The following is a 20,163-nucleotide window of genomic DNA, read 5'->3' on the forward strand; positions in this document are numbered from 1 at the left end:
GCATGGCGCCCCGCCTCGCATGGCGCCCCGCCTCGCATGGCGCCCCGCCTCGCATGGCGCCCCGCCTCGCATGGCGCCCCGCCTCGCATGGCGCCCCGCCTCGCATGGCGCCCCGCCTCGCATGGCGCCCCGCCTCGCATGGCGGCCCGCCTCGCATGGCGCCCCGGCCCGCTCGGCGGCCCGGCCAGCCGGGCTGCCTGGCCGGGACGAAACGGGGCGGCGCCCGACGCGATGACCAAGTGGGCTACTCGAAGCGGCGGCCCGCCCCGCACGGCGGCCCGCCCCGCACGGCGGCCCGCCCTGCGGTGTGGCCCGCACGGCGGCATGGCCCGCACGGCGGCATGGCCCCGCCCCGCCCCGTGGCCCGGCTGGCCGGGACGAACGGGGCGGGGCGGGGCGCGCCGCGATGACCGAGCGGGCTACTCGAAGCGGAGGCCCTCCGGCCGCATCAAGCGGAACAACGGCGGCAGGCTTGCCAGCGTCACCAGCAGGACGACGCCGGCCGCGATGGCGCTGACCATGCCGACCCCGGGCCAGTCCAGCCGGACCCCGACGGCGACGATGCGCAGCAGGGAGACGCCCAGGATCAGGCCGAGAGCGGCCGCGATGAGCAGGCCCAGCGCGACGGGGAGGGCGGTCTGCCACAGGATCGACAGGGCCATCGTGCTGCGGCGGGTGCCGAACGCGACCAGGGCGGCCAGAGTGCGGCGGCGCTCGCGGAGTTGTTCCATGGTGCCGACCAGCAGGCTCAGGCCGACCAGGACCAGGACGACCGTGGCGCCGGCGTAGAGGCCTCGGCGGATGCTGGCGAAGGTCTGGTCGACGTCGTGCCTGCGCAGGATGCTCACGTCCGCCGTCAGGCCCATGCGCATCGCGGCGTTGCGGAGTTGCTCGTCGGCGTCCGGCGTTGTGGCGTCCAGGCCTACGAAGGCGTAGATGCGCTGCTGGTCGCGGATCTCGGGCGCCGCGGCGCCGGGGGTCAGCAGCAGGCCGTCATGGTCCATGCCGTAGGGGTCGCGGCGCTCGCGGGCGGTCTTCAGCTGCTTCGGGACCGTCCAGCGGACCGCCGCGTCGTCGCCGAGGCCGACGGTTTGGCCGGCCATGTTCGTGGCGTTCTCGTTGGACATCTGCGGGTTGGCGAACGAGGACGGGTCGACCGCGAAGGCGTCGCCGTCGGCGCAGCTGGGGAGGTCGGCCATGAGGCGCAGGGTGTCGCAGTCGGCGATCGCGACCTCGAACACCCGGTCGTCCTGGTCGGTGGCCGCGACGTGGGCGTAGTCCTGGCGATAGGAGTGCACGCTCGTCACGCCGGGTGTGGCGCGCAGCGTGGCCTCGACGTCGGCGGGGGTGCGCGTCCTGATCATCGGCGAGAGTTCCACGTCCGTGACCGCCTGCGCCCGGCTGACGTCCTGCCGGGTGGCCACCGTGTTCTCCGCCTCGGCGGCGGCGAACACCATCTGCAGCGCGATCGTGCCGGCCGCGGCGACGGCGATCGCGCTGACGGCCCGAAGCGCGGCATCGCTGTTGAGCTGCAGGCGGCGCACGGCGATCTGCCAGGACACCCCGCCGGTCGAGCCGAGGCGCGCGACGAGCCGGTCGAACATCCACGGCAGCAGCGCCGCGGCGCCGAGCAGCAGCAGCACCATGCCGGCGGCCGCCTGCCACACGTTGAAGCGCTCGGCCTTGTCGGCGAAGAGCGGCACGAGCAGGCCGAGGCCCGCCGCGGGTAGCAAGGCACGCCACCAGATGCGGCGCCGGGTGCGCGCGGTGGCCTTGCGCACGACGCCGAGCGGCTCGACGACGACCCGGCGCAGGGCCAGCAGCGTCATGGCGAGGGCGGCCAGCGGCACCGCGACCACGATCAGCGCGGCGAGGGCCGGCGCCGGGCGGATGTCGGAGGCGAACACGCTGAGGCTCGCCAGCTCGAAGCGCTCGGCGAACTGCCGCCCGGCCAGGAAGAACGCGCCGCCGATGAGCACGCCGAGCGCGGCGCTCACGACCGCCTCGCCGGCGGCGACCCGGCGGGTCATCCAGGTGTCGGCGCCGACGAGGCGCACCGCGGCCAGCCTTCGGTCGCGCTGCTCGCTGCCGAAGCGGGTGGCCGCGGCCACGAACATGGCGACCGGCATCAGCAGCGCCACGAAGATGATGATGACGAGCAGCAGCAGCACCGGCGAGAGCGGGTCGTTGGTGCTGGTCGAGCCGTAGGCGGCCAGGCGCATCACGCCGGGCTGCTCGATCTTGAGGTCGCCGCGGGTGCCGTAGAAATACAGCTCGTTGGGGCCCGACAGGCCCTCCTTGGCGATGATGCCGGCAATCGGCTGCGGGAAGCGCTCGCGCAGCAGCGCGCCCTCTGGCTTGCCGAACAGGTCGCGCAGCGCAGGTGAGACCACGATCGAGCCGTCCGGCGGCAGCGCGGACACGCCCGGCGGCAGCACGGGGTGTGCGCCCTCGGCGCGGATGAACCGGCCGGTGACCGAGCGGCTGTGATACGCGCTCATGATCGGCAGCGACAGCACGGTGCTGTCGCTGCTCGGCGGCGGTTTGCCGAAGCGCAGGTCGTCGCGGGCGTCGATGCGCGCGTGCCGGCCGTCGAGGATGCCCGGCACGGACACGGAGAGCAGGAGCACGGCGACGCCGAGGCCGACGCCGAGCGTGGTCAGGGCGGTGCGCACCACGCCCTCGCGGCCGCCGCTGAGGGCCAGCCGGGCCCCTAGGCCGATCTCGCCGAGCCACCGGCGCAGCCGGCCGGCCCGCCCGTGCGACCGGTGGGCTGTGGTTGCGCTCATCGGGCCCGCTCCAGGTCGAGGGCCTTGCCGTCGCGCACGACGATCTCTCGGTCGGAATACGCGGCGACGCGCGCCTCGTGCGTCACCAGCACGACTGCGGCGCCACTCTCGCGGGCGGCCGCGGTGAACAGGCGCATGACCCGCTCGCCGTTGAGCGAGTCGAGCGCGCCGGTGGGCTCGTCGGCGAAGACCACCCGGGCGCCGGTGACGAGCGCGCGGGCGACCGCGACGCGCTGGCCCTGGCCGCCGGAAACCTCGCCGGGGCGTTTGCCGGCCACGTCGTCGATCTCGAGACGGTCGAGCCACTCGGCCGCGCGCCGCGCGGCGTCCTTGCGGCGCACGCCGTCCAGGCGCAGCGGCAGGGCGACGTTCTCCAGGCAGGTCAGCTCGGGCACCAGCTGCCCGAACTGGAAGACGAACCCGAACTCGCCGCGGCGCAGCGCACTGCGGCGCGAGTCGGACATCGCGGAGAGCTCCTGGTCGCGATATGACACCTTGCCCGCGTCCGGCCGGATGATCCCGGCCAGGCAGTGCAGCATCGTGGACTTGCCGGAGCCCGAGGGCCCCATGATGGCCACGATCTCGCCGGCGGCGACGGACATCGAGGCACCGTCGAGCGCGGCGGTGGGCCCGAACGACTTGTGCAGGTCTTCGGCAACGAGCAGCCCGCTCATGAGCGCACCAGCCCGGCGAGGTCGTCGAGGCGCGCGGCGGTGAGCTCCAGCCAGCGCAGGTCGGCCTCGAGGTGGAACAGCGCGTGGTCGCAGATGAGCTGGTCGGACAGGTCGCCGGCGCCCTTGCGCCGGGTCAGCTCGCGCATCATGCGCAGGTGCTCGGCGCGCTGGGTGTCCAGCACGTCGGTGGCCGGGCGGCCGGTGGACAGGGCGAGCACGACCTTCATGTAGAGGGTGCTCTGCAGGTAGGGCTCGGGCTTCTCGGGCTGGTTGAGCCAGCGCTCGACGTCGGCGACGCCCGCGTCGGTGATCGCGTAGCGCTTGCGGTCGGGTCCCTCGGCCGACTCCTCGTTGTCGACGCTGACGAAGCCGTGCTTGAGCAGGCGGGACAGGGTCGCGTAGACCTGCCCGTAGGCGAGCGGGCGATCGGCGCCGAACCGCTCGTCGTAGGCCCGCTTCAGGTCGTAACCGTGGCGGGGCCGGGCCTCAAGCAGCCCGAGAAACGCTTGACCGATGGACATGCGGAGGACTCTACACGACAGGTATACCTGGTGTGTATACCTGTCGTGTAGAGCACATTGAGCAGCTAGATCTCGAGCGTCTTGCGGTACATCGCCTCGAGGTCGGCCCAGCCGTAGTGCATCGCGTCCTGCCCGCGCACCGGCGGGTGCGGTGTGCCGTCGAGGTCGAGCTCCATGACCCGCACGCACTGGTGCCAGCCCGCCGCGATCTTCGGGACGAAGTCGCGGTCCGCGGTGGTGTGCCACAGCGTCAGGCGCGTCGCCGCGCCGTCGGGCTCGAGCTCCCACCGCAGCCGATCTTCTCCCCAGGTGTACTCCAGGCAGCGCGGCCTCTCGGCCAGCAGCACCTCGGCCTCCATCGGCATCCCGGTCGAGCCGTCGATCATCGTGAGCGTCGCCGGCCCGGTCCGGTCCAGCCCGCGATCGGTGGTGAAGGGCGCCCAGCGCGCCAGGGCATCGGGCTCGGTGAGCATCCGCCAGACGCGCTCCGGCGGGTGGCGCAGGTCGCGCACGAAACGCAGGGTCCAGCCCCCGCCCTCGGCGGCCGCGTACTCGACATCCGCGGCCGGTCCGGGATCGAACATGTCTCCTCCAAAGCCTGATCGGCGGTCCTGACCCCACTGTATGCCTCTACAGGTATATACGCTCATCCGCCGTACCAAACGAACTCCTGCACTTGTAGGAGCGTTTGTGCCAAACGGCGCCCTCGCGTGTGGCCCAGGTCACAGTCGGCCCCCTTTGTCCCGTTTGTGCGTTTGGCGGCCCGGTAGGTTCGCCGGGACGCGCCGTAATCACCCGGTAATCACCCGATTTGGCGCGTACACCCCACCCCTATCCCCGACCGACGAGGAGTGCTGTGCGCCTGCCTGCTTTTTCGCTTTCACGCAAAGCCCGCCTTGCCGCTGTCGCCGCGATCGTGGCGGTCCCCGCGGTAGCCCTGCCGATCGTCTTCTCCGGACACGAGGGCGGCCTGCCCGCCGTCGCCGGCGGAGCTGACAGCGCCTACGCGTTCCCGGCCACCCCGGATCACATCCCGGACACCCCAGTCCGCGTGAACCAGGTCGGCTACCTGCCCGACGGCCCGAAGCGCGCCACCGTGATCTCGGACTCGGCGCAGCCGCTGCCCTGGCAGCTCAAGGATGACGCGGGCAAGGTCGTGGCCTCGGGCGAGTCGGAGCCGAAGGGCATGGACGCCAGCTCCGGGCAGAACACGCACGTCGTGGACTTCAGCTCGTACAAGGGCACCGGGCACACGTACACGCTCGAGGTGGACGGCAAGGCCAGCCTCCCGTTCGACCTCGACCCGAAGGCGTACAAGCAGCTCGGCATCGACGCGCTGTCCTTCTACTACCCGCAGCGCAGCGGCATCGCCATCGACGACAAGATCGCGCCGGGCTACGGCCGCGCGGCCGGTCACACCGCCGACACCAAGGGCGGCGGCGACACCAAGGTCCCGTGCCAGCCGGGCGCGTGCAACTACACCCTGGACGTCACCGGCGGTTGGTACGACGCCGGCGACCAGGGCAAGTACGTCGTCAACGGCGGCATCTCCGTCGCGCAGCTCATGAGCTCCTACGAGCGCTCGCCGAAGGCTGCCGAGGCGCGGGCGCTGCGCCTGCCCGAGAGCGGCAACAAGACCCCCGACGTGCTCGACGAGGCGCGCTGGGAGCTGGACTTCCTGACCAAGATGCAGGTCCCGGCCGGCCAGGAGCTGGCCGGCATGGCGCACCACAAGATCCACGACGCCGCCTGGACCGGTCTGCCGATGGACCCGGCGGCCGACGACCAGCAGCGCCAGCTGCACGCCCCGTCGACCGCGGCCACGCTGAACCTGGCCGCCGCGGCCGCGCAGGGCGCCCGGGTCTTCGAGCCGTACGACAAGAAGTACTCCGAGCACCTGCTGGAGGTCGCCAGGACCGCGTACAAGGCTGCGCAGGCCCACCCGAAGATGTACGCGCCGGACTCCGACTCCTTTGGCGGCGGCGCCTACGGCGACAGCGACGTGTCCGACGAGTTCTACTGGGCCGCGGCCGAGCTGTACATCACCACGGGCGACAAGCAGTACTCGGCCGACGTGCTCGCCTCGCCCCAGCACAAGGCCGACGTGTTCTCCCGCGCCTTCGACTGGCAGAACACCGCGGCGCTCGGCCGCCTGGACCTCGCCACCGTGAAGAACAAGCTGTCCGACCGTGACCGGGTCCGCCAGACCGTGATCGACGGCGCCGACCGCTTCCTCAAGACGATGGACGGCCAGGCCTACGGCCAGGCGTACGCCCCCAACGGCGGCTACGACTGGGCCTCCAACAGCCAGATGCTGAACAACCTCGCCGTCGTCGGCACCGCGTTCGACATCAGCGGCAAGGCGAAGTACCGCGACGGCGTGCTGTCCGGCATGGACTACATCCTGGGCCGCAACGCGCTGAACCAGTCCTACGTCACCGGCTACGGCGAGAAGGCCTCGAAGAACCAGCACAGCCGCTGGTACGCCCACGAGCTCGACCCGAAGCTGCCGAACCCGCCGCGCGGCACCCTCGCCGGTGGCCCGAACTCGCAGCTGCAGGACGAGGTCGCGGGCGCGGCCCTGCGCGGTTGCAAGCCGCAGCTGTGCTACATGGACGACATCAAGTCGTGGTCGACGAACGAGCTGACCATCAACTGGAACGCGTCCCTGTCGTGGGTCTCGACCTTCGTGGCGGACAACGCGTAACGAACACCTAGTCGGAGTGGGGCGGCCATCGGTCGCCCCATTCCGCGTCTCTGGCCGCCTTGTACAGCGGCCCCTCCCGCTTGGACACCAGTGCCGGGCCGACCGTGCCGTCGGCCCGGCACAGCTGCAGCGTGACGAGTCCCTTGCGAAACGCTGGGTGCCGCACGACGCGCCCCGGCACGTCGACGGGCTCGCGGGTGGCGGCGACGAACGAGTACTTCTCGTCCTCGTAGCCCAGGCTCGCGTCCTTGAGCCGCCGGTGCAGGGCGGAGCGGTTCACGCGCGCGGCGAAGTGGCACCAGTCGCGCCCCTGCATCCCGCACGTGAGCTGGTGCGGGCAGGGCGCGGCGACGTGCCAGCCGTCGGCCATGAGCCGGTCGCGGGCGGCGAGGATCCTGCGGTACCCCGGCGGCGTCCCGGGCTCGACGAGCACCACCGCCTTGGCGGCCGCCGCGCTCGCCTGCGCGACGAGGTCCGCCTGCGCGTCCTCGTCGAGCTCGGTGAGCACGTACGACACGGTCACCAGGTCGGCGCCCGGCACCGGCTCGCCGAGGCGCCACTCCTGCCAGGCGAAGCCCTCGCCCTTCGCGATGCGCTCGCCGAGCTTGAGCGCCTCCGGCACCTGGTCGAGCACGGTGACCGGGATGCGGCCGAAGACGTCGCGGGCCGCCCACGCCGCCGCGCCGGTGCCGCCGCCGAGGTCGGTCAGGCTCGCGGGCGCCAGGCCCTCGGGCAGCTGCTCGAGGGCCGCCGTGACCGCCGCGTGGGTGGCGGGCATCCGGTAGGCGGCGTATGCGGTGGCGTCGACCATGTTGCGCAGCAACGGCTCGGTGGCCGGCGCGCCGCTGCGGTAGTCGCCGATGAGCCTGTGCACCGAGTCGGCCAGGCGGGCCGGTGCCACGTCCTGCAGTACCACATCCAGGGCTTGTCGAAGATCAGGCACGGCGCCACAACCGTCGCAGGACGAGCAGGGTCACCACGCCGGCGGTGACGATCGCGGCCAGGTTCACCAGCAGCTGCAGCGCGGAGCCGCCGGCCTCGTGCGGCACGCCGTAGGCGAGGGCGACCGCGATGTTCGCCGCGGCCGGGACCGTCGTCACCGAGATGAGCACGCCGATGAGCGGGCCCGCCTTCGACGACGTCAGCGACAGCATGCCGGCGACGCCGGCGAAGAAGCCGACCACCCACGACAGCGCGTCGGGCCGCCAGATGAAGTCGGTCAGCGGCCGCGGCCGCAGCAGCATGCCCTTGTCCACCAGGCCGAGCAGGTCCAGACCCCACGTGGTCAGGATCGTCACCAGGATGCCGAGCGGGAAGCCGACGCCGAGCGCGATCAGGGCCCGGCCGATCGCTCGCCGCCGGCCGCGCACGATGCCCACGCACAGCGACGCCAGCGGGCCGAACTCGGGACCGACGACCATCGCGCCGACGATCAGGATCGGCTGGTCGAGCAGCACGCCGATGCCCGCGATGATCGTGGCGATCGCCATCATGGCCAGGAACGTGCCCGACAGCTCGGTCTCCGCCCCGGTCTTCTGCTCGATCTCGTCCCACACGACGGCGTCGCCGGCCAGCCCGGGCGCGGCCTGTGCGGCGCGTTCCGCGGTGCGCGACAGCGCCACGTCGACGTTCTCGACGGCGATCGAGCCGTGCTCGGGGATGCCCAGCTTGCGCAGCGCGGACAGCACCGGGCTGCCGGCCTCGCGCACGACGTCGCACAGGATCAGGTCGCCGGCGGGCTCGCGGGCCGCGCCGGCGAGCACGACGAGGTTGGTGGCCCCGGCCTCGCGCGTGAGCAGCCCGGCGACGCGCTCGGTGTCGGCGGGCGGGCTGATGACCCTCAGATGCAGCACCGCCCTATCATCGCTGGTGGGTGCGCGCGGCCACCGGGCGGTAGCCGTCGTACCCCGTCTCCACCGTGCCTTCGCCGTGCGTGAGGCCGGGCAGCGCCCGCTCCAGCGCCGTGATCCGCGCGGCCGGGATCAGGCCGCCGACGGTGAACCGCGCGCCGTCGAGCACCGGCGGCTCCGGGACGGCGGCGAAGCGCGGCAGGGCGCCGAGCGTGGCCGTCAGCGCGCCGGCCGGGCCCTCGATCGCGAAGCGGTGCACCGGCTCGCACACCACCGTGCCGGCCTCGGCCAGCGCGCGGGTGAGCAGCTCGGGCACGAGCCGCCTGAAGTCCCCGGCCGAGCTTTCGGGGGAGGTGTACCCGCACTTCGTGACCGTCACGCGCGCGCCGACGACGTCCCAGCCGTGCGGCCCGCCGCGGGCGAAGGCGTCGCGCACGTAGCGGCGCATGGCCTCCTGGAACGCGGCCGCGGTCTTGTAGACGTACATCGGGATGTGCTCCACCGGCACGGCGACGCGCACCTCGTCCTCGCCGGGTTCGACCAGGAGCTCCAGGGTGGCCATGTGCGGGTTGCCGTCGCGGCCGATGATCGCGCCCGCGCGGGCGGGGCCGGCCGGGCGTTCCCGGTGGATCGTGACGGTTTCACCGAAGCTGACTTCGATGTGGTACTCCCCGAGCAGCGTGTCGCGGATGACCTCCTTCTGGACCTCGCCGTACAGCGACACCGACAGCTCGCCGCTCTCCTCGTCCAGGCGCAGGTTGATGAGCGGGTCCTGCGCGGCGAGCTCGCTCAGCGCGGCGTGCAGGTCGTGTCGCCGGCTCGCGTCCTTCGGCTCGACGGTGGTCTCCATGGTGGGCGGCGCGAACACTGCTGGTGTTCTTGCGGCCTCGCCGATGGTGTCTCCGATCCGCAGCGTTCGCGGCCCGCGGATCCGCCCGATCTCGCCGGCCTCGATCTGTGTGCGCTTGCCGTCGTCGATGGCGGTGATCTTTTCGTCGTTGATGCGCTCGTGCGCGCGCAGCGTGCCGGTGAAGATTCGGACGAATGCCGATCTATCGCTGATTTTGAATATGGTACCGCTGAGTCGGGCTTTGGGATCGCCCGACGCTCTCGGCAGGTTCGCCGCGATGGCCGCGGTCAGTTCGGCGATGCCCTCGCCGGTGATGGCGGATCCCTTGTACGCCGGGCGGATCCGCGCCTGCGCCGTGAGCCGCGGCAGCACGTCCGGCGGGATCGGCGTCCCGGCGACGTAGGCGGCCAGGGCGTCGTCGTCGCGCTCGGCGAGCGCCTCGGCGGCGTCGCGCCACATCGGCACGGCGTGCGCGATTTGCCGGATCACGCGGTCGGGATCGGCGCCCATCCGGTCGGTCTTGTTGACGAAGACGAGCGCCGGCACGCGCAGGCGGTCGAGGGTGCGCAGCAGCACGCGCGTCTGCGCCTGCACGCCCTCGACGGCCGAGACGACCAGGACCGCGCCGTCGAGCACGCGAAGGGCGCGCTCGACCTCGGCGATGAAGTCCGGGTGGCCCGGCGTGTCGATGAGGTTGACGGTGAGCGCGCCGATGCCGAACGTGGCGACGGCGGTCTTGATGGTGATGCCGCGGCGGCGCTCCAGCTCGAGCGTGTCGGTCTGGGTGCTGCCGGCGTCGACGCTGCCGAGGCGGTCGATGACGCCGGCGTCGAACAGGAGGCGCTCGGTGAGGCTGGTCTTACCGGCGTCGACGTGCGCGACGATGCCGAGGTTGAGGATGTTCAAGGCGTGTCGGGTCCTTCGCGGGCGAGGTGAACAGCGGCCGGGACGTGACACGACGGCGCATGACTGCTCCTCTTCTCGCGATGGACAGGGGTGGATCGTACCCCGGGATTTTTTGTCGTACCCCCTTATTACGCTGTCCGCGACCCCCTCAACGGAGAAAGGTTCGGGCCGATGCCGCAGACGACGTATCTGGAGCTGTCCGAGGACACCGGGAGCGCGCACAAGTTCTACGAGGTCACCGTCGACGGCAACCAGATGACGGTCCGCTACGGGCGCATCGGCGACTCCGGGCAGTCGAAGACGACGACCTACGCCGATGCGGCGAAGGCGCAGGCGGACGCCGCGAAGAAGATCGGCGAGAAGGTCCGCAAGGGCTATGCGCCCGCGGTCATCGGCCAGCGCGCGCCGCGCTCGGTGACCCGCCGCCAGATCGTCAGCCAGCGCTCGACGGCGAAGACGGCGCCGGTGCTGTGGAAGTACCGCTCGGGCGCCCCCGCCTTCGGCATCTTCATCGACAAAGACGTGTGCATGGTCGGCAACGAGTCGGGCACCATCTCGGTGCTGCGCCACGACGCCACCGTCGAGCGGCAGTTCCAGCTCCCCGACGGCGTCAAGTGCATCGTCGCCGACGACGCCTGGATCTACGCCGGCTGCGACGACGGCAACGTCTACGACCTATCGGGCAAGGTGCCGCGGCTGGCCTATGCCATCGCGCCCGACATCGACATCTACTGGCTGGACATCCACGACGGCATCCTCGGCGTCTCCGACGCCAAGGGCGGCGTGTGCAGCATCGACCACGAGGACGAGTTCCTGTGGCGCCAGCAGGGCCGCGGCGCCTCCGGCTGGATGGTGCGCTGCGACTCCACCGCCGTGCACCACGGCCACAGCCGCGGCGTGACCAGCTACGACTGGCGCACCGGCGACGAGCTGTGGCACCAGCAGACCACCGGAGCCGTGCTCTTCGGCTGGCAGGAGTCCGACGCGCTCTACGCCGGCATGTCGTCCAACTCCGTCCTGCAGTTCAGCAAGGCGGGCCGCCCCGGCGTGACGTACCGCTGCGACGACACCGTCTTCTCCTGTGCCACCGCCCCCGACGGCCGCTACGTCTTCGCCGGCGACCACCGCTCGTCGGTGTACTGCTTCGCCGCCGACGGCCAGCGCCTGTGGAAGCTCGGCACCGGCTGCGGCAGCGCCTACTCGATGCAGTATCACGACGAGAAGCTCTACATCGTCACCACCGACGGCTCCCTCGCCTGCATCGACGCGAGCGAGACCGCCGTGCGCGCGGCCGAGCAGGGCGTCGTGCCGGACTTCGTCGACGTGAAGGCCCCGTCGCAGATGGCCCGCGTGGCGCCGTCGACGACGGTCGAGGTCGCGACCGACCCGTCCGAGGGGGTCGTGGTCGAGTGTGTGGCCGACGGGGCGCGCCTGCGGATCCGGGTGGTCAGCCCGGGGTATCACAGCGACTGGCAGGTTCAGTTCCCGAAGGGGATTCGGGAGGCTGGGGCTCGGTATCTCGTGTCGGAGGTTCGGGAGGCGGCGCGTGGGGGGTTCTATCGGGCGCTGGGGGATGTGAAGCGGCTGGTGTAGTTCGCGGGTGATGCTGCGCGGGCGTTGAGGGGCTGGGGGCCGGGGGGCCGCGTGTGCTCCCCAGCCCCTTGTTTTGGCAGTGGCTTGGGTGCGTCGGCTGGCTTGCGCAATTCTCGGGGTAGTGGTCGGTGGCCGTGCCGTTGGTTTTGGCGCGGTGTTTGGGCAGTGGTTGCTCTGTTGTCGTGCCGCTCGCCCTTGTCCTTCGCTTACTGCTGGCTGCGGTGTTTGGGCAGTGGTTGCGGTTGTCGGGGCGCTCGTCCTCGTCGTTCGCGAACTGCTGGTTGTCGTGGTGCTGTTTGGCTGGGCGGGTGTTCTCGGCTTGGGCTGGTTTTTACGACAAGTCGGGCGCTTCGCGCCGCGACTTGTCGGATTTATACCCTGACGGGCGGCGAAACGGACAAAAATGCCGCGTGGCGACGAGGTGAGGTTGCGTGGACTCGTCGTGCTCGGCCGCCAACCGAACGAACAAGTTTCCCGCCGGCTCGTTCATGGCGACGACCATGCGGGCGGCGATCGCGTCGTGTAACCGCCCGCGCTAGTCCGGCGCCGGCGGTCGGCCCAGTGCGGGAGAGGGCTAGCGGGGGAGTGGGGCGGCGCCGAGGGCCTGGATCGCCGCGTGCAGGGTGTTGTCGTCACGCCCGTCGGCGACCGCGCCCGCGTTGAGCTGCCCCCTTACGCTGGCGGCATGACATGGGTCCGGCCGGTCGCGATCTTCTTCCTTGTGCTTGCGGTGCTTGCCGGCATCGCCGTGCGGGTCGAAATCGGGCGAGAGCACAGCTCGTGGCTGCTCGCGGCCGTCTACGTCGTGCTGGGCGTCGTCGCGGCGCTGGTCAGTGCGGGGCTGTACGTGATTGTCCGGCGCGTCGAGTCACGACGCTAGGACGGAGCGCGTCAGCGCGCCGACCGGGTCGAGGTAGGCGCCCGCGACGAGTGAGATCCACTGGTACACCGCGTCCTCGTTGTCCGCGAGGGGGCCCGGCACGTAGTGGGGCGACGACAGGCCGCGCTGGACCGACTCGCAGGCCGCCCAGTCCTGCCGGTTGGTGAGGTCCCAGAAGTCGACCGCGTACGCGGTGTCGATGTCGGCGTGCGGGAAGTACCAGCTGCATTCGATGTCGGTGCGATCGGGTGCCACGGGGGTCAGCCGGTGCGTCATCACGTAGTCCGGGTGCGCCGAGACGAGCAGGTTGGGAAACAGCGCGACGTAGAGGATGGTCCGCCGCGGAGCCCCGTCGATGAACGTGCCCGGGCCGGTGCCGTCGAACGACATCGTCTCGGCGTGCTCGCGCAGGTCCATGGTGCCGCCGACCCATGCGCCCGGCAGCACCCAGTTGTCGCCCGAGGTCGGCGGGGAGACGCGGCACAGCTCGGGGTGGATGAGCGGGCAGTGGTAGCACTCCTGGTAGTTCTCGACGATCACCTTCCAGTTCGCCCGCACCTGATAGTCGTGGCGCGCACCGAGCCGCAGTGTTTCGATGTGGTACGGCCTGAGCAGCCCGTCCAGCGCCCCCGTATACGCCGCGATGTGCGGGGCCGCGTGCCCGGCGTTGACCAGCAGCCAGCCGTGCCACGTCGCCAGGGGCAGCTCGACGAGGCCCAGCGCGCCCGGGTCGAAGGCCTCGGTGCCGGCCATGTGCGGGGCGGTGGCGAGGGAGCCGTCGAGGCGGTAGGCCCAGCCGTGGTACGGGCAGACGGCCGAGGGCCGGTCCACCGCCTCGCCGTCGGCGAGCAGCTCGTGGCCGCGGTGCCGGCAGACGTTGGCGAACGCCCGCACGCCGCCGCCCTGCTCGGTGCCCTGGAACGTCAGTAGCACGCCCACGTCGCCGGCGGTGACCGCACGATGGGTGCAGCCCTCGGCGAGCTCGTCGAGGCGCCCGAGGCACGTCCACGCGCCGGCGAACAGGTGGCGGCGCTCCCAGGCGAGCACGGCGGGGTCGAGGTACGCGGCCGCGGGGAGCGTGTGCGACGCCCCGAACGGCCGCAGCGCCGGCTCGACCCCGGCCGGGTCGAGCGGCGCCGCGGGAATGTCCGTCATGCCTTACGAGGATGCCCGCCCGTCCGGCACAACGCCACCGTTGTATTGCGCCTGCTACGCCTCTTACGCCTCGCGTAGCCCCACGGTGGCGTACAGGCGGCGCAGCGGGCCGGGTGAGTACCAGTTGGCGCGGCCCAGCGCCCGCAGGATCGCCGGGACGAGCACGCCGCGGATGAGGGTGGCGTCGAGGATGATGGCCAGGCCGCTGCCGATGCCGAACATCTGCAGGAAGCTCACCGTGCTGGTGCCGAAGGCGAAGAAGCTCACCGCCAGCAGTGCGGCGGCCGCGGAGACGGTGCGGCCGGTGCGGGCGAGGCCCGCGACGACCGCCTCGTGCGTCGGCATGCCGCGCTGGTGCAGCTCGGCGATGCGGCCGATGAGGAACACCTCGTAGTCCATCGACAGGCCGAAGACGATGCAGAACATGAGCACCGTCATCGCGGTGTCCATCGGGCGCGGGCTGATGTGCAGCCACGAGGCCAGGTGGCCGTCCTGGAAGATCCAGGTGAGCACGCCCATCGTGGCGGACAGGCCGATGATGTTGAGCACCAGGGCCCGCAGCGGCTGCACGATGCTGCCGGTGAACAGGAACAGCAGCAGGAACGTGGCCAGGGCGACGATCGCGATGCCCAGCGGCAGCCGGGCGGCGATCGCGTCGGTGGTGTCGATGAACTGCGCGTCGGTGCCGCCCGCGTAGGCGTTCGCCGGGGCCGGCGTCGCGCGCACCGACCTGACCAGGCGCTGCGCCTCGTCGGACTTCGCGGCGAGCCGGCTGGTGAGCGTGAGGCGCTCGCCGTCGGCGCGGCCCAGGGCCGGGTTGCCCTCGCCCGTGCGGTCGCCGTGGCTGTACGTCCCGGCGCTGCTCGTCACCGCCGCCGCGTCGTCCAGTGTGGACAGCCGGCGGGCGTAGTCGGCCAGTTGTGCCTTGTCGACGTGGCCGGCGAGCACGACGTCGACGGCGGCCTGCTGGTTGCTCGGGAAGCCGGTCGCGACGCGGTCGGCGACCTGCCGGCCGGCGCTGCCGGGGCGCAGCACGCCCTCGTCCATCGTGCCGAACGAGACGCCCGCGAGGGGGCTGGCCGCGACGAGCAGGCCGAGCACGACCGGCAGCGCGGCGAGCGCCGGGCGGCGCATGACGGCGCCGGCGACGCGGCCCCAGAACGGCGACTCGGCGGCGGGACCGCCCCGGCGGGCCCAGGGCAGGCGCCCGGCCTCCACGCGCGGGCCGAGCACCGCGAGCAGCGCGGGCGCCACGACGAGCGCGCCGACCGCGGCGATGACGACGACGCCGATGCCCGCGTAGGCGAAGGAGCGCAGGAAGTACAACGGGAACACCAGCAAGGCGGTGAGTGCGGTGGCGACCGTCGCCGCCGCGAACAGGATGGTCCGCCCGGCCGTGGCGACCGTGGTGGCCACGGCCTCGTCGGGCGCCATGCCGGCGCCGAGCTGTTCGCGGAAGCGGCTCACCATGAGCAGCGCGTAGTCGATGCCCAGGCCGAGCCCGAGCGCGGTGGTGAGGTTGATGGCGAACACGGACACGTCGGTGACCGAGCCCAGCAGCGACAGCTCGGCGAACGTGCCCATGATCGCGACGCCGCCGACGGCCAGTGGCAGCAGGGCGGACACGACGCTGCCGAAGACGAGGATCAGCAGCAGGAGCGTCAGCGGTACCGCAATGGCTTCCGCAATCGCGAGGCTCCGGGCGACCTGGGCGTTCACGTCGACGTTGACCGCGGCGAGGCCCCCGGCCCGCACGCTGAGCGCCGCCCCGTCGGTGGCGTAGCGGTCGATGAGCGCCCCGGCCCGCTCGCGCCGCTGCGTGTCGTCGCCGTCGATGTGCGCGATGACCAGCGCGTCGGCGCCGTCGCCGGAGCGCAGCTCGGGCGCCTTGGTCGCCCAGTAGGACACGACGTCGCGCACGCCGGCCTCGCGGGCGAGCGCGTCGGCGAGCTCGCGCCCCGCGGTCGCGGCCTCGGGCGCGTCGACCGACCCGCCGGCGGCGTGCGCGAGCAGGACCAGGTTGGGCGTGCCGCCGAAGCGCTCGTCGATGAGGCGCTGCGCGGTCGAGGACTCCGACGCCGGGTCGTCGAACCCGCCGCTCTGCAGCCGCCCGAACACGCCGGCCCCGGCCACCCCGGCGCCGATGAGCAGCACGAACGCGACGACGAGCACGAGCCGGGCGTTGCGATGGATGAATGAGCCGTACCGGTACAACATCGGGACCTGTCCCCCCTGCGGGATGTTGACGGTGTGAACTTAACGGTGTCAACATTGCATGAGATGTCAACGCTGTCAACATCCGGAAAGATGGGGTAGTGCCTTCCAGCAAGATCAGCCGCCACTCGTACCACCACGGCGACCTCGCGAACGCCCTGACCGGCGCCGCGCTCGAGCTCGCCCGCGCCGGCGGCCCCGACGCTGTGGTGCTGCGCGAGGCGGCCCGCCAGATCGGCGTCTCGGCGACCGCGGCGTACCGCCACTTCAGCTCCCGCGAGGACCTCATGCACGCGGTCAAGGACTGCGCGCTGAGCGAGCTGGCCGAGCGCATGCAGGAGGAGATCGAGCGCGTACCGGCGGACGCCGACCGCGCCGCCCAGCTCCGCCTGCGCCTGCGCGCCCTGGGTGCGGGCTACATCGGCTTCGCGCTGGAGAAGCCGGGCCTGTTCCGCACCGCGTTCGCGCACATGGAGCCCATGACGGGCCGCCAGGGCATCGACCCGATGGAGACCCCGCCGTTCCGCATGCTCATCGCAACGCTGGACGGCCTGGTCGAGTCCGGCGTGATCGACGTGTCCCGGCGCCCGTTCCTCGAGGTCGCCGCGTGGGCGACGGTGCACGGCATGGCCGAGCTCCTGCTGGACGGCCCGATGCGCCACCTACCGCCGGAACTGCAACAGGCCGCGGTGGACCGCGCCCTGGACATGGTCACCGACGGCATCATGGCCCGCTGAGCGCCGGGCCGGCGATCCCGACAAGTCGGGCGCTCCGCGCCGCGACTTGTCGGATTTATACCCCGACAGGCGATACATGAGGCAGGACCGTGGTACAACCGGAGGAGGACCACCAAGCACGCAAAGGTGGTGAACCGCCATGGCCGGTTCGCATACGGGACTCTTCCTGTCCGCCTGGTGCTCGCCGCCCGACGAAGACGCGTTCGCCGAGGTCGCGAGCCATGACGAGGACATCGACCGCGCCGAGTTCGAGCACCTGACCGGTGCGGACCGGCCCGGCTCCTACCTCCTCGCCCCCGCTGCGGCCCCGCACGAAGCGCCCGCCGCGACGCCGCACGAAGCACACGCCGCGGCCCCGCGCGAAGCGTCCGCTGCGGCCCCGCGCGAAGTGCCCGGTGCGGCGTCGCACGAAGCACCCGCCGCGGCGCGGAGTGCGCAGACGAGGCCGGGCGGGGTGCGCAACGAGGGCTAGGACGGCAGGGGGCGGCGCCCGGCGAAGCCGAGGTCGAGCCGGTGGTACCAGCCGATGCCCTCGTCACCCTCCAGCCAGCACAGCAGCACGTCCTGGCCCTCCAGCGACGCCGGGAAGTCCAGCAGCAGCGGGGCGAGGCCCTTCAGCTGGGCGCCGGTGTCCTGCACGGACGAGATGAGCTCGTCCAGCAGGGCCTCGGCGGCCTTCAGCTCCGGCATGCCGCCCAGCGGCGTCGGGGTGCCGCCCGGGCCCAGGGACGCGGCCAGCTCGGCGGCGTCGGCGCGCACGGCGACGAGGCGGTCGAGCGTCGGGCGGAGCCGGGCCAGCTCCGCGCGGGCCTCGGCGACGGTGAACAGCGGCATGCCGAAAGCGTGCCACCGGCCGTCGGCGGGCCGGTCAGCGGGTACCACCGCGCTCATCGGATTTTATCGACACAATTCGGGCTCGGTAGCGCTCCGTAAGGGCGGTTGCGTCGTACGATGGCGGCCAACGACGCCCACGGATGCCATGATGTGTGGGGTGGGCGGCAACCGGGCGAGAGAGGGGCCGCGGTCGGATGGCGCGGTTCGAGGCGGCGACGTCGGTCGAAGGGCAGCGGGCGGACGTCGCGTTGTCCGGCGAGTGTGACCTTGCGGCCCGCGAGCACTGCACGGAGGCGCTCATGACCGCGGTCGGGTCCGCGCGGACCGTCGTGGTCGACCTCGCCGAGCTGCGGTTCATCGACTCGAGCGGCGTGCACGCCCTGGTCACCGCGCACCGCGCCGCCGTCGAGCGCGGCGGGCGGCTCAACGTCGTCAACGCGTACGGCATGGTCGCGCACGTCCTGGACATCACCGGGGTCGGCGGGCTGCTGTCCCCGCGGGACGGTGCGCGCGATGGGTGAGCACGCGGGCGGGCGCGCCGAGTCGATGGTGTACACGCTGGTTTCCGATCTGGCGGCGGTACGCGCCTTCGTCACCGACCGCGCCATCGCGCTCGGCCTGTCGCCGGCCCGGGCCGACCTGCTGACCCTGGCGGTCAACGAGCTGGCGACCAACACGCTGCAGTACACCCGCCAGGGCGGCCAGGTCAGGCTGTGGGCCGAGTCCGGCCAGATCGTCTGCGACGTCGAGGACCAGGGGCCGATGCGCACGTTCGGGGCGGGCATGCCGCCGGCCGAGGCGATGCGCGGGCGCGGGCTGGCGATCGTCGAGATGGTGTGCGACCACGTCGCCGCGTTCGCCAGCGGCCGCAACACGGTGGTGCGCATGCGGCTCGGGATGGCGTAGCCGAAACCTACGCCGCGACCTGGACCGCGAGGGTGCAGGTGTCGTCGTCCGGGCTCGGGCGGTGCAGCCGGGCGCGCAGGTGCTCGAGCGAGTCCGCCGCGGCCAGCGCTTCCTTGACCGAGTGCAGCAGCTTCATCGCGTCGTCGGTGTTGCGGCGCTCCACCAGGCCGTCGGTGTAGAAGAGCACGACGTCGCCGAGCGACAGCGCCGCCGTCGCCACCGGGTAGGCCGCGTCGCCGTCGGCGCCGAGCAGCAGGCCCGGCGGGGCCGGCAGCTCGGCGACCGAGCGATCCCGCGCCACGGTGAGCAACGGCGCCGGGTGCCCGGCCCGGGCCCAGGACAGCGTGCGCGCCGACGGGTCGTAGACGCCGACGACGGCGGTGCCGGTCAGGCCGAGCTGGACGCAGAGGCGGTTCATGTGGCCGAGCAGCACGCCCGGATCGCGCAGGCCGATCGACAGCCAGGCGACGAGGGCGAAGCGCAGGTGCGCCATGCCGTTCGCGGCGTCCAGGCCGTGCCCGGCCACGTCACCGACGGCGAGCGCGACGAGCCCCTCGGGCAGGTCGCGCGCGTGGTACCAGTCGCCGCCGACCCGCAGGGCGCTCTCCGCCGGCAGGTAGCCGACCGCGGCGCGCAGTCCGGCGAGCGGGAACGGCTCCCGCGGTACCGGCTGGATCATCTGCTGCAGCTGAGCGGCCAGGCGATGCTCGGCCAGCGCGGTCAGCTCGCGCGTGTGCAGCCGGTCGCTGAGCCGCTCGATGAGCCCGCGGGTGTCCTCGCGGGCGGTGACGTCCTGCACGACGGCGTAGATCTTCAGCGGCGCGCCGGCCGCGTCGCGCGCGATGTCGGACAGGATGCGCAGGTGCTTGACGCCGCCGGCGATGCGGAAGCGGACCGTGACGTCCGAGGTGGCGCCGGTGTCGAGGACCTGCCAGGACATCTCGGCCACCGCCCGGTCCTCGGCCAGGACCGCCGCCGCCTGCTCCGCGCGGCTCAGCGGGCCCAGAGCCGGGTCCCGCTCGAATATCCGGTACATCCCGGGCGACCACTCGCTGCGCCCGCTCACGAGGTCGTGCTCGACCCAGCCGAGGCTGCCCAGCAGCTCGGTGCGGTCCAGCCGGCGGCGGGCCTCGTCGACCCGCGCCCACCAGACCAGCAGCCCGCCGAGGACGCGGTGCACGGCGACCTCGAAGCGGGAGTCGGCGACGACACCGGCCCGGTGCTGCGAGTAGCGGAAGTCCTCCAGGGTGGCGGGCGCGCCGGTGTCGAGGACCCGCCGGTAGAGCTCCCACAGCGGATCGTCGACGAGGGTGGGGTACAACTGCGACAACAGGGCGCCGACGCGCTGGACGCCGCGGCCGTAGATGTCGGCGCCGTAGCCGCTGGTGGCCTCGACCCGGAAGTCGGCGACCCGCCCTTCGGCGTCGCGGACCGGGCGCAGCCAGGTGCAGCCGGCGGGCACCGCCGCAAGGATCTCCCGCACGACCGCCGCGGTCGCGTCGGCGCCGTCTGCCATGCCCGCAGCCTATCGGCACCGGGCGATCGCG

General features: G+C 72.4%; 18 protein-coding genes and 1 pseudogene. 7 read left to right on the top strand and 12 right to left on the bottom strand.

The window, feature by feature from the left end; translation table 11 throughout:
- Positions 1 to 419: 419 nt before the first annotated feature.
- The 4 genes from ABD901_RS17015 to ABD901_RS17030 form a co-directional block, all read right to left on the bottom strand.
- Positions 420 to 2,789 carry an ABC transporter permease gene (locus ABD901_RS17015; protein WP_345127856.1) on the bottom strand — a complete coding sequence of 790 codons (2,370 nt, stop codon included), beginning with the start codon at positions 2,787 to 2,789 and terminating at the stop codon, positions 420 to 422.
- Entirely contained in the window at positions 2,786 to 3,463 is a 678-nt protein-coding gene (locus tag ABD901_RS17020; RefSeq protein ID WP_345127857.1) for an ABC transporter ATP-binding protein, read from the bottom strand. Before ABD901_RS17020 ends, ABD901_RS17015 begins: the two co-directional genes overlap by 4 nt.
- Positions 3,460 to 3,984, bottom strand: a complete 525-nt coding sequence (locus tag ABD901_RS17025) for a PadR family transcriptional regulator (protein WP_345127858.1) — start codon at positions 3,982 to 3,984, stop codon at positions 3,460 to 3,462. The genes ABD901_RS17020 and ABD901_RS17025 overlap by 4 nt, the downstream gene beginning before the upstream one ends.
- A gap of 65 nt (positions 3,985 to 4,049) precedes the next feature.
- Positions 4,050 to 4,568, bottom strand: a complete 519-nt coding sequence (locus tag ABD901_RS17030; RefSeq protein ID WP_345127860.1) for an SRPBCC family protein — start codon at positions 4,566 to 4,568, stop codon at positions 4,050 to 4,052.
- A gap of 332 nt (positions 4,569 to 4,900) precedes the next feature.
- Between ABD901_RS17030 and ABD901_RS17035 the strand changes: the two genes are divergently transcribed.
- Entirely contained in the window at positions 4,901 to 6,691 is a 1,791-nt protein-coding gene (locus tag ABD901_RS17035) for a glycoside hydrolase family 9 protein (RefSeq protein WP_345127861.1), read from the top strand.
- Between the two features lie 7 nt (positions 6,692 to 6,698).
- Here the strand turns inward: ABD901_RS17035 and ABD901_RS17040 are convergent, their stop codons facing one another.
- From ABD901_RS17040 to ABD901_RS59025, 4 genes and pseudogenes are all read right to left on the bottom strand, one after another.
- Positions 6,699 to 7,634 carry a small ribosomal subunit Rsm22 family protein gene (locus ABD901_RS17040; RefSeq protein ID WP_345127862.1) on the bottom strand — a complete coding sequence of 312 codons (936 nt, stop codon included), beginning with the start codon at positions 7,632 to 7,634 and terminating at the stop codon, positions 6,699 to 6,701.
- Positions 7,627 to 8,544, bottom strand: coding sequence for a DUF389 domain-containing protein (locus ABD901_RS17045; protein WP_345127863.1), 918 nt, complete (start codon positions 8,542 to 8,544; stop codon positions 7,627 to 7,629). Before ABD901_RS17045 ends, ABD901_RS17040 begins: the two co-directional genes overlap by 8 nt.
- Before the next feature lie 7 nt (positions 8,545 to 8,551).
- Positions 8,552 to 9,409, bottom strand: a complete 858-nt coding sequence (locus ABD901_RS59020; protein ID WP_425556700.1) for a hypothetical protein — start codon at positions 9,407 to 9,409, stop codon at positions 8,552 to 8,554.
- 243 nt (positions 9,410 to 9,652) lie between these two features.
- Positions 9,653 to 10,297 (bottom strand): annotated as a pseudogene (locus ABD901_RS59025) (GTP-binding protein); the annotation flags it as partial.
- 171 nt (positions 10,298 to 10,468) lie between these two features.
- Here ABD901_RS59025 and ABD901_RS17055 point away from each other — a divergent pair.
- Together ABD901_RS17055 and ABD901_RS17060 are read left to right on the top strand one after the other, a co-directional pair.
- Positions 10,469 to 11,890 carry a WGR domain-containing protein gene (locus ABD901_RS17055; RefSeq protein ID WP_345127866.1) on the top strand — a complete coding sequence of 474 codons (1,422 nt, stop codon included), beginning with the start codon at positions 10,469 to 10,471 and terminating at the stop codon, positions 11,888 to 11,890.
- A gap of 616 nt (positions 11,891 to 12,506) precedes the next feature.
- A complete protein-coding gene (locus tag ABD901_RS17060; protein ID WP_345127867.1) occupies positions 12,507 to 12,770 on the top strand; it encodes a hypothetical protein in 264 nt (87 codons plus the stop codon).
- Here ABD901_RS17060 and ABD901_RS17065 read toward each other — a convergent pair.
- Together ABD901_RS17065 and ABD901_RS17070 are read right to left on the bottom strand one after the other, a co-directional pair.
- A complete protein-coding gene (locus ABD901_RS17065) occupies positions 12,759 to 13,925 on the bottom strand; it encodes an aromatic ring-hydroxylating oxygenase subunit alpha (RefSeq protein ID WP_345127868.1) in 1,167 nt (388 codons plus the stop codon). The two genes, ABD901_RS17060 and ABD901_RS17065, sit on opposite strands and share 12 nt — an antisense overlap.
- Before the next feature lie 63 nt (positions 13,926 to 13,988).
- A complete protein-coding gene (locus ABD901_RS17070; protein ID WP_345127870.1) occupies positions 13,989 to 16,142 on the bottom strand; it encodes an MMPL family transporter in 2,154 nt (717 codons plus the stop codon).
- Between the two features lie 98 nt (positions 16,143 to 16,240).
- On the opposite strand from ABD901_RS17070, the gene ABD901_RS17075 reads away from it, so the two are divergent.
- Both ABD901_RS17075 and ABD901_RS17080 read left to right on the top strand, forming a co-directional pair.
- Complete coding sequence (locus ABD901_RS17075) at positions 16,241 to 16,876, top strand: TetR/AcrR family transcriptional regulator (protein WP_345127871.1); 636 nt, start codon at positions 16,241 to 16,243, stop codon at positions 16,874 to 16,876.
- A 139-nt stretch (positions 16,877 to 17,015) separates the two neighbouring features.
- Complete coding sequence (locus ABD901_RS17080) at positions 17,016 to 17,348, top strand: hypothetical protein (protein ID WP_345127872.1); 333 nt, start codon at positions 17,016 to 17,018, stop codon at positions 17,346 to 17,348.
- Here the strand turns inward: ABD901_RS17080 and ABD901_RS17085 are convergent.
- Positions 17,345 to 17,710 carry a DUF2203 domain-containing protein gene (locus tag ABD901_RS17085; protein WP_345127873.1) on the bottom strand — a complete coding sequence of 122 codons (366 nt, stop codon included), beginning with the start codon at positions 17,708 to 17,710 and terminating at the stop codon, positions 17,345 to 17,347. The genes ABD901_RS17080 and ABD901_RS17085 overlap by 4 nt on opposite strands.
- A gap of 194 nt (positions 17,711 to 17,904) precedes the next feature.
- Here ABD901_RS17085 and ABD901_RS17090 point away from each other — a divergent pair, with 194 nt between their 5' ends.
- Positions 17,905 to 18,231, top strand: a complete 327-nt coding sequence (locus ABD901_RS17090; RefSeq protein WP_345127874.1) for an STAS domain-containing protein — start codon at positions 17,905 to 17,907, stop codon at positions 18,229 to 18,231.
- A complete protein-coding gene (locus tag ABD901_RS17095) occupies positions 18,224 to 18,616 on the top strand; it encodes an ATP-binding protein (protein ID WP_345127875.1) in 393 nt (130 codons plus the stop codon). The genes ABD901_RS17090 and ABD901_RS17095 overlap by 8 nt, the downstream gene beginning before the upstream one ends.
- Positions 18,617 to 18,623: 7 nt before the next feature.
- On the opposite strand, the gene ABD901_RS17100 is transcribed toward ABD901_RS17095, so the two are convergent.
- Positions 18,624 to 20,132 (bottom strand): PP2C family protein-serine/threonine phosphatase, encoded by a 1,509-nt coding sequence (locus ABD901_RS17100; RefSeq protein ID WP_345127876.1) that lies wholly within the window; start codon positions 20,130 to 20,132, stop codon positions 18,624 to 18,626.
- Positions 20,133 to 20,163 lie beyond the last annotated feature (31 nt).

Source organism: Dactylosporangium darangshiense (assembly GCF_039537565.1).
GTDB lineage: Bacteria > Actinomycetota > Actinomycetes > Mycobacteriales > Micromonosporaceae > Dactylosporangium > Dactylosporangium darangshiense.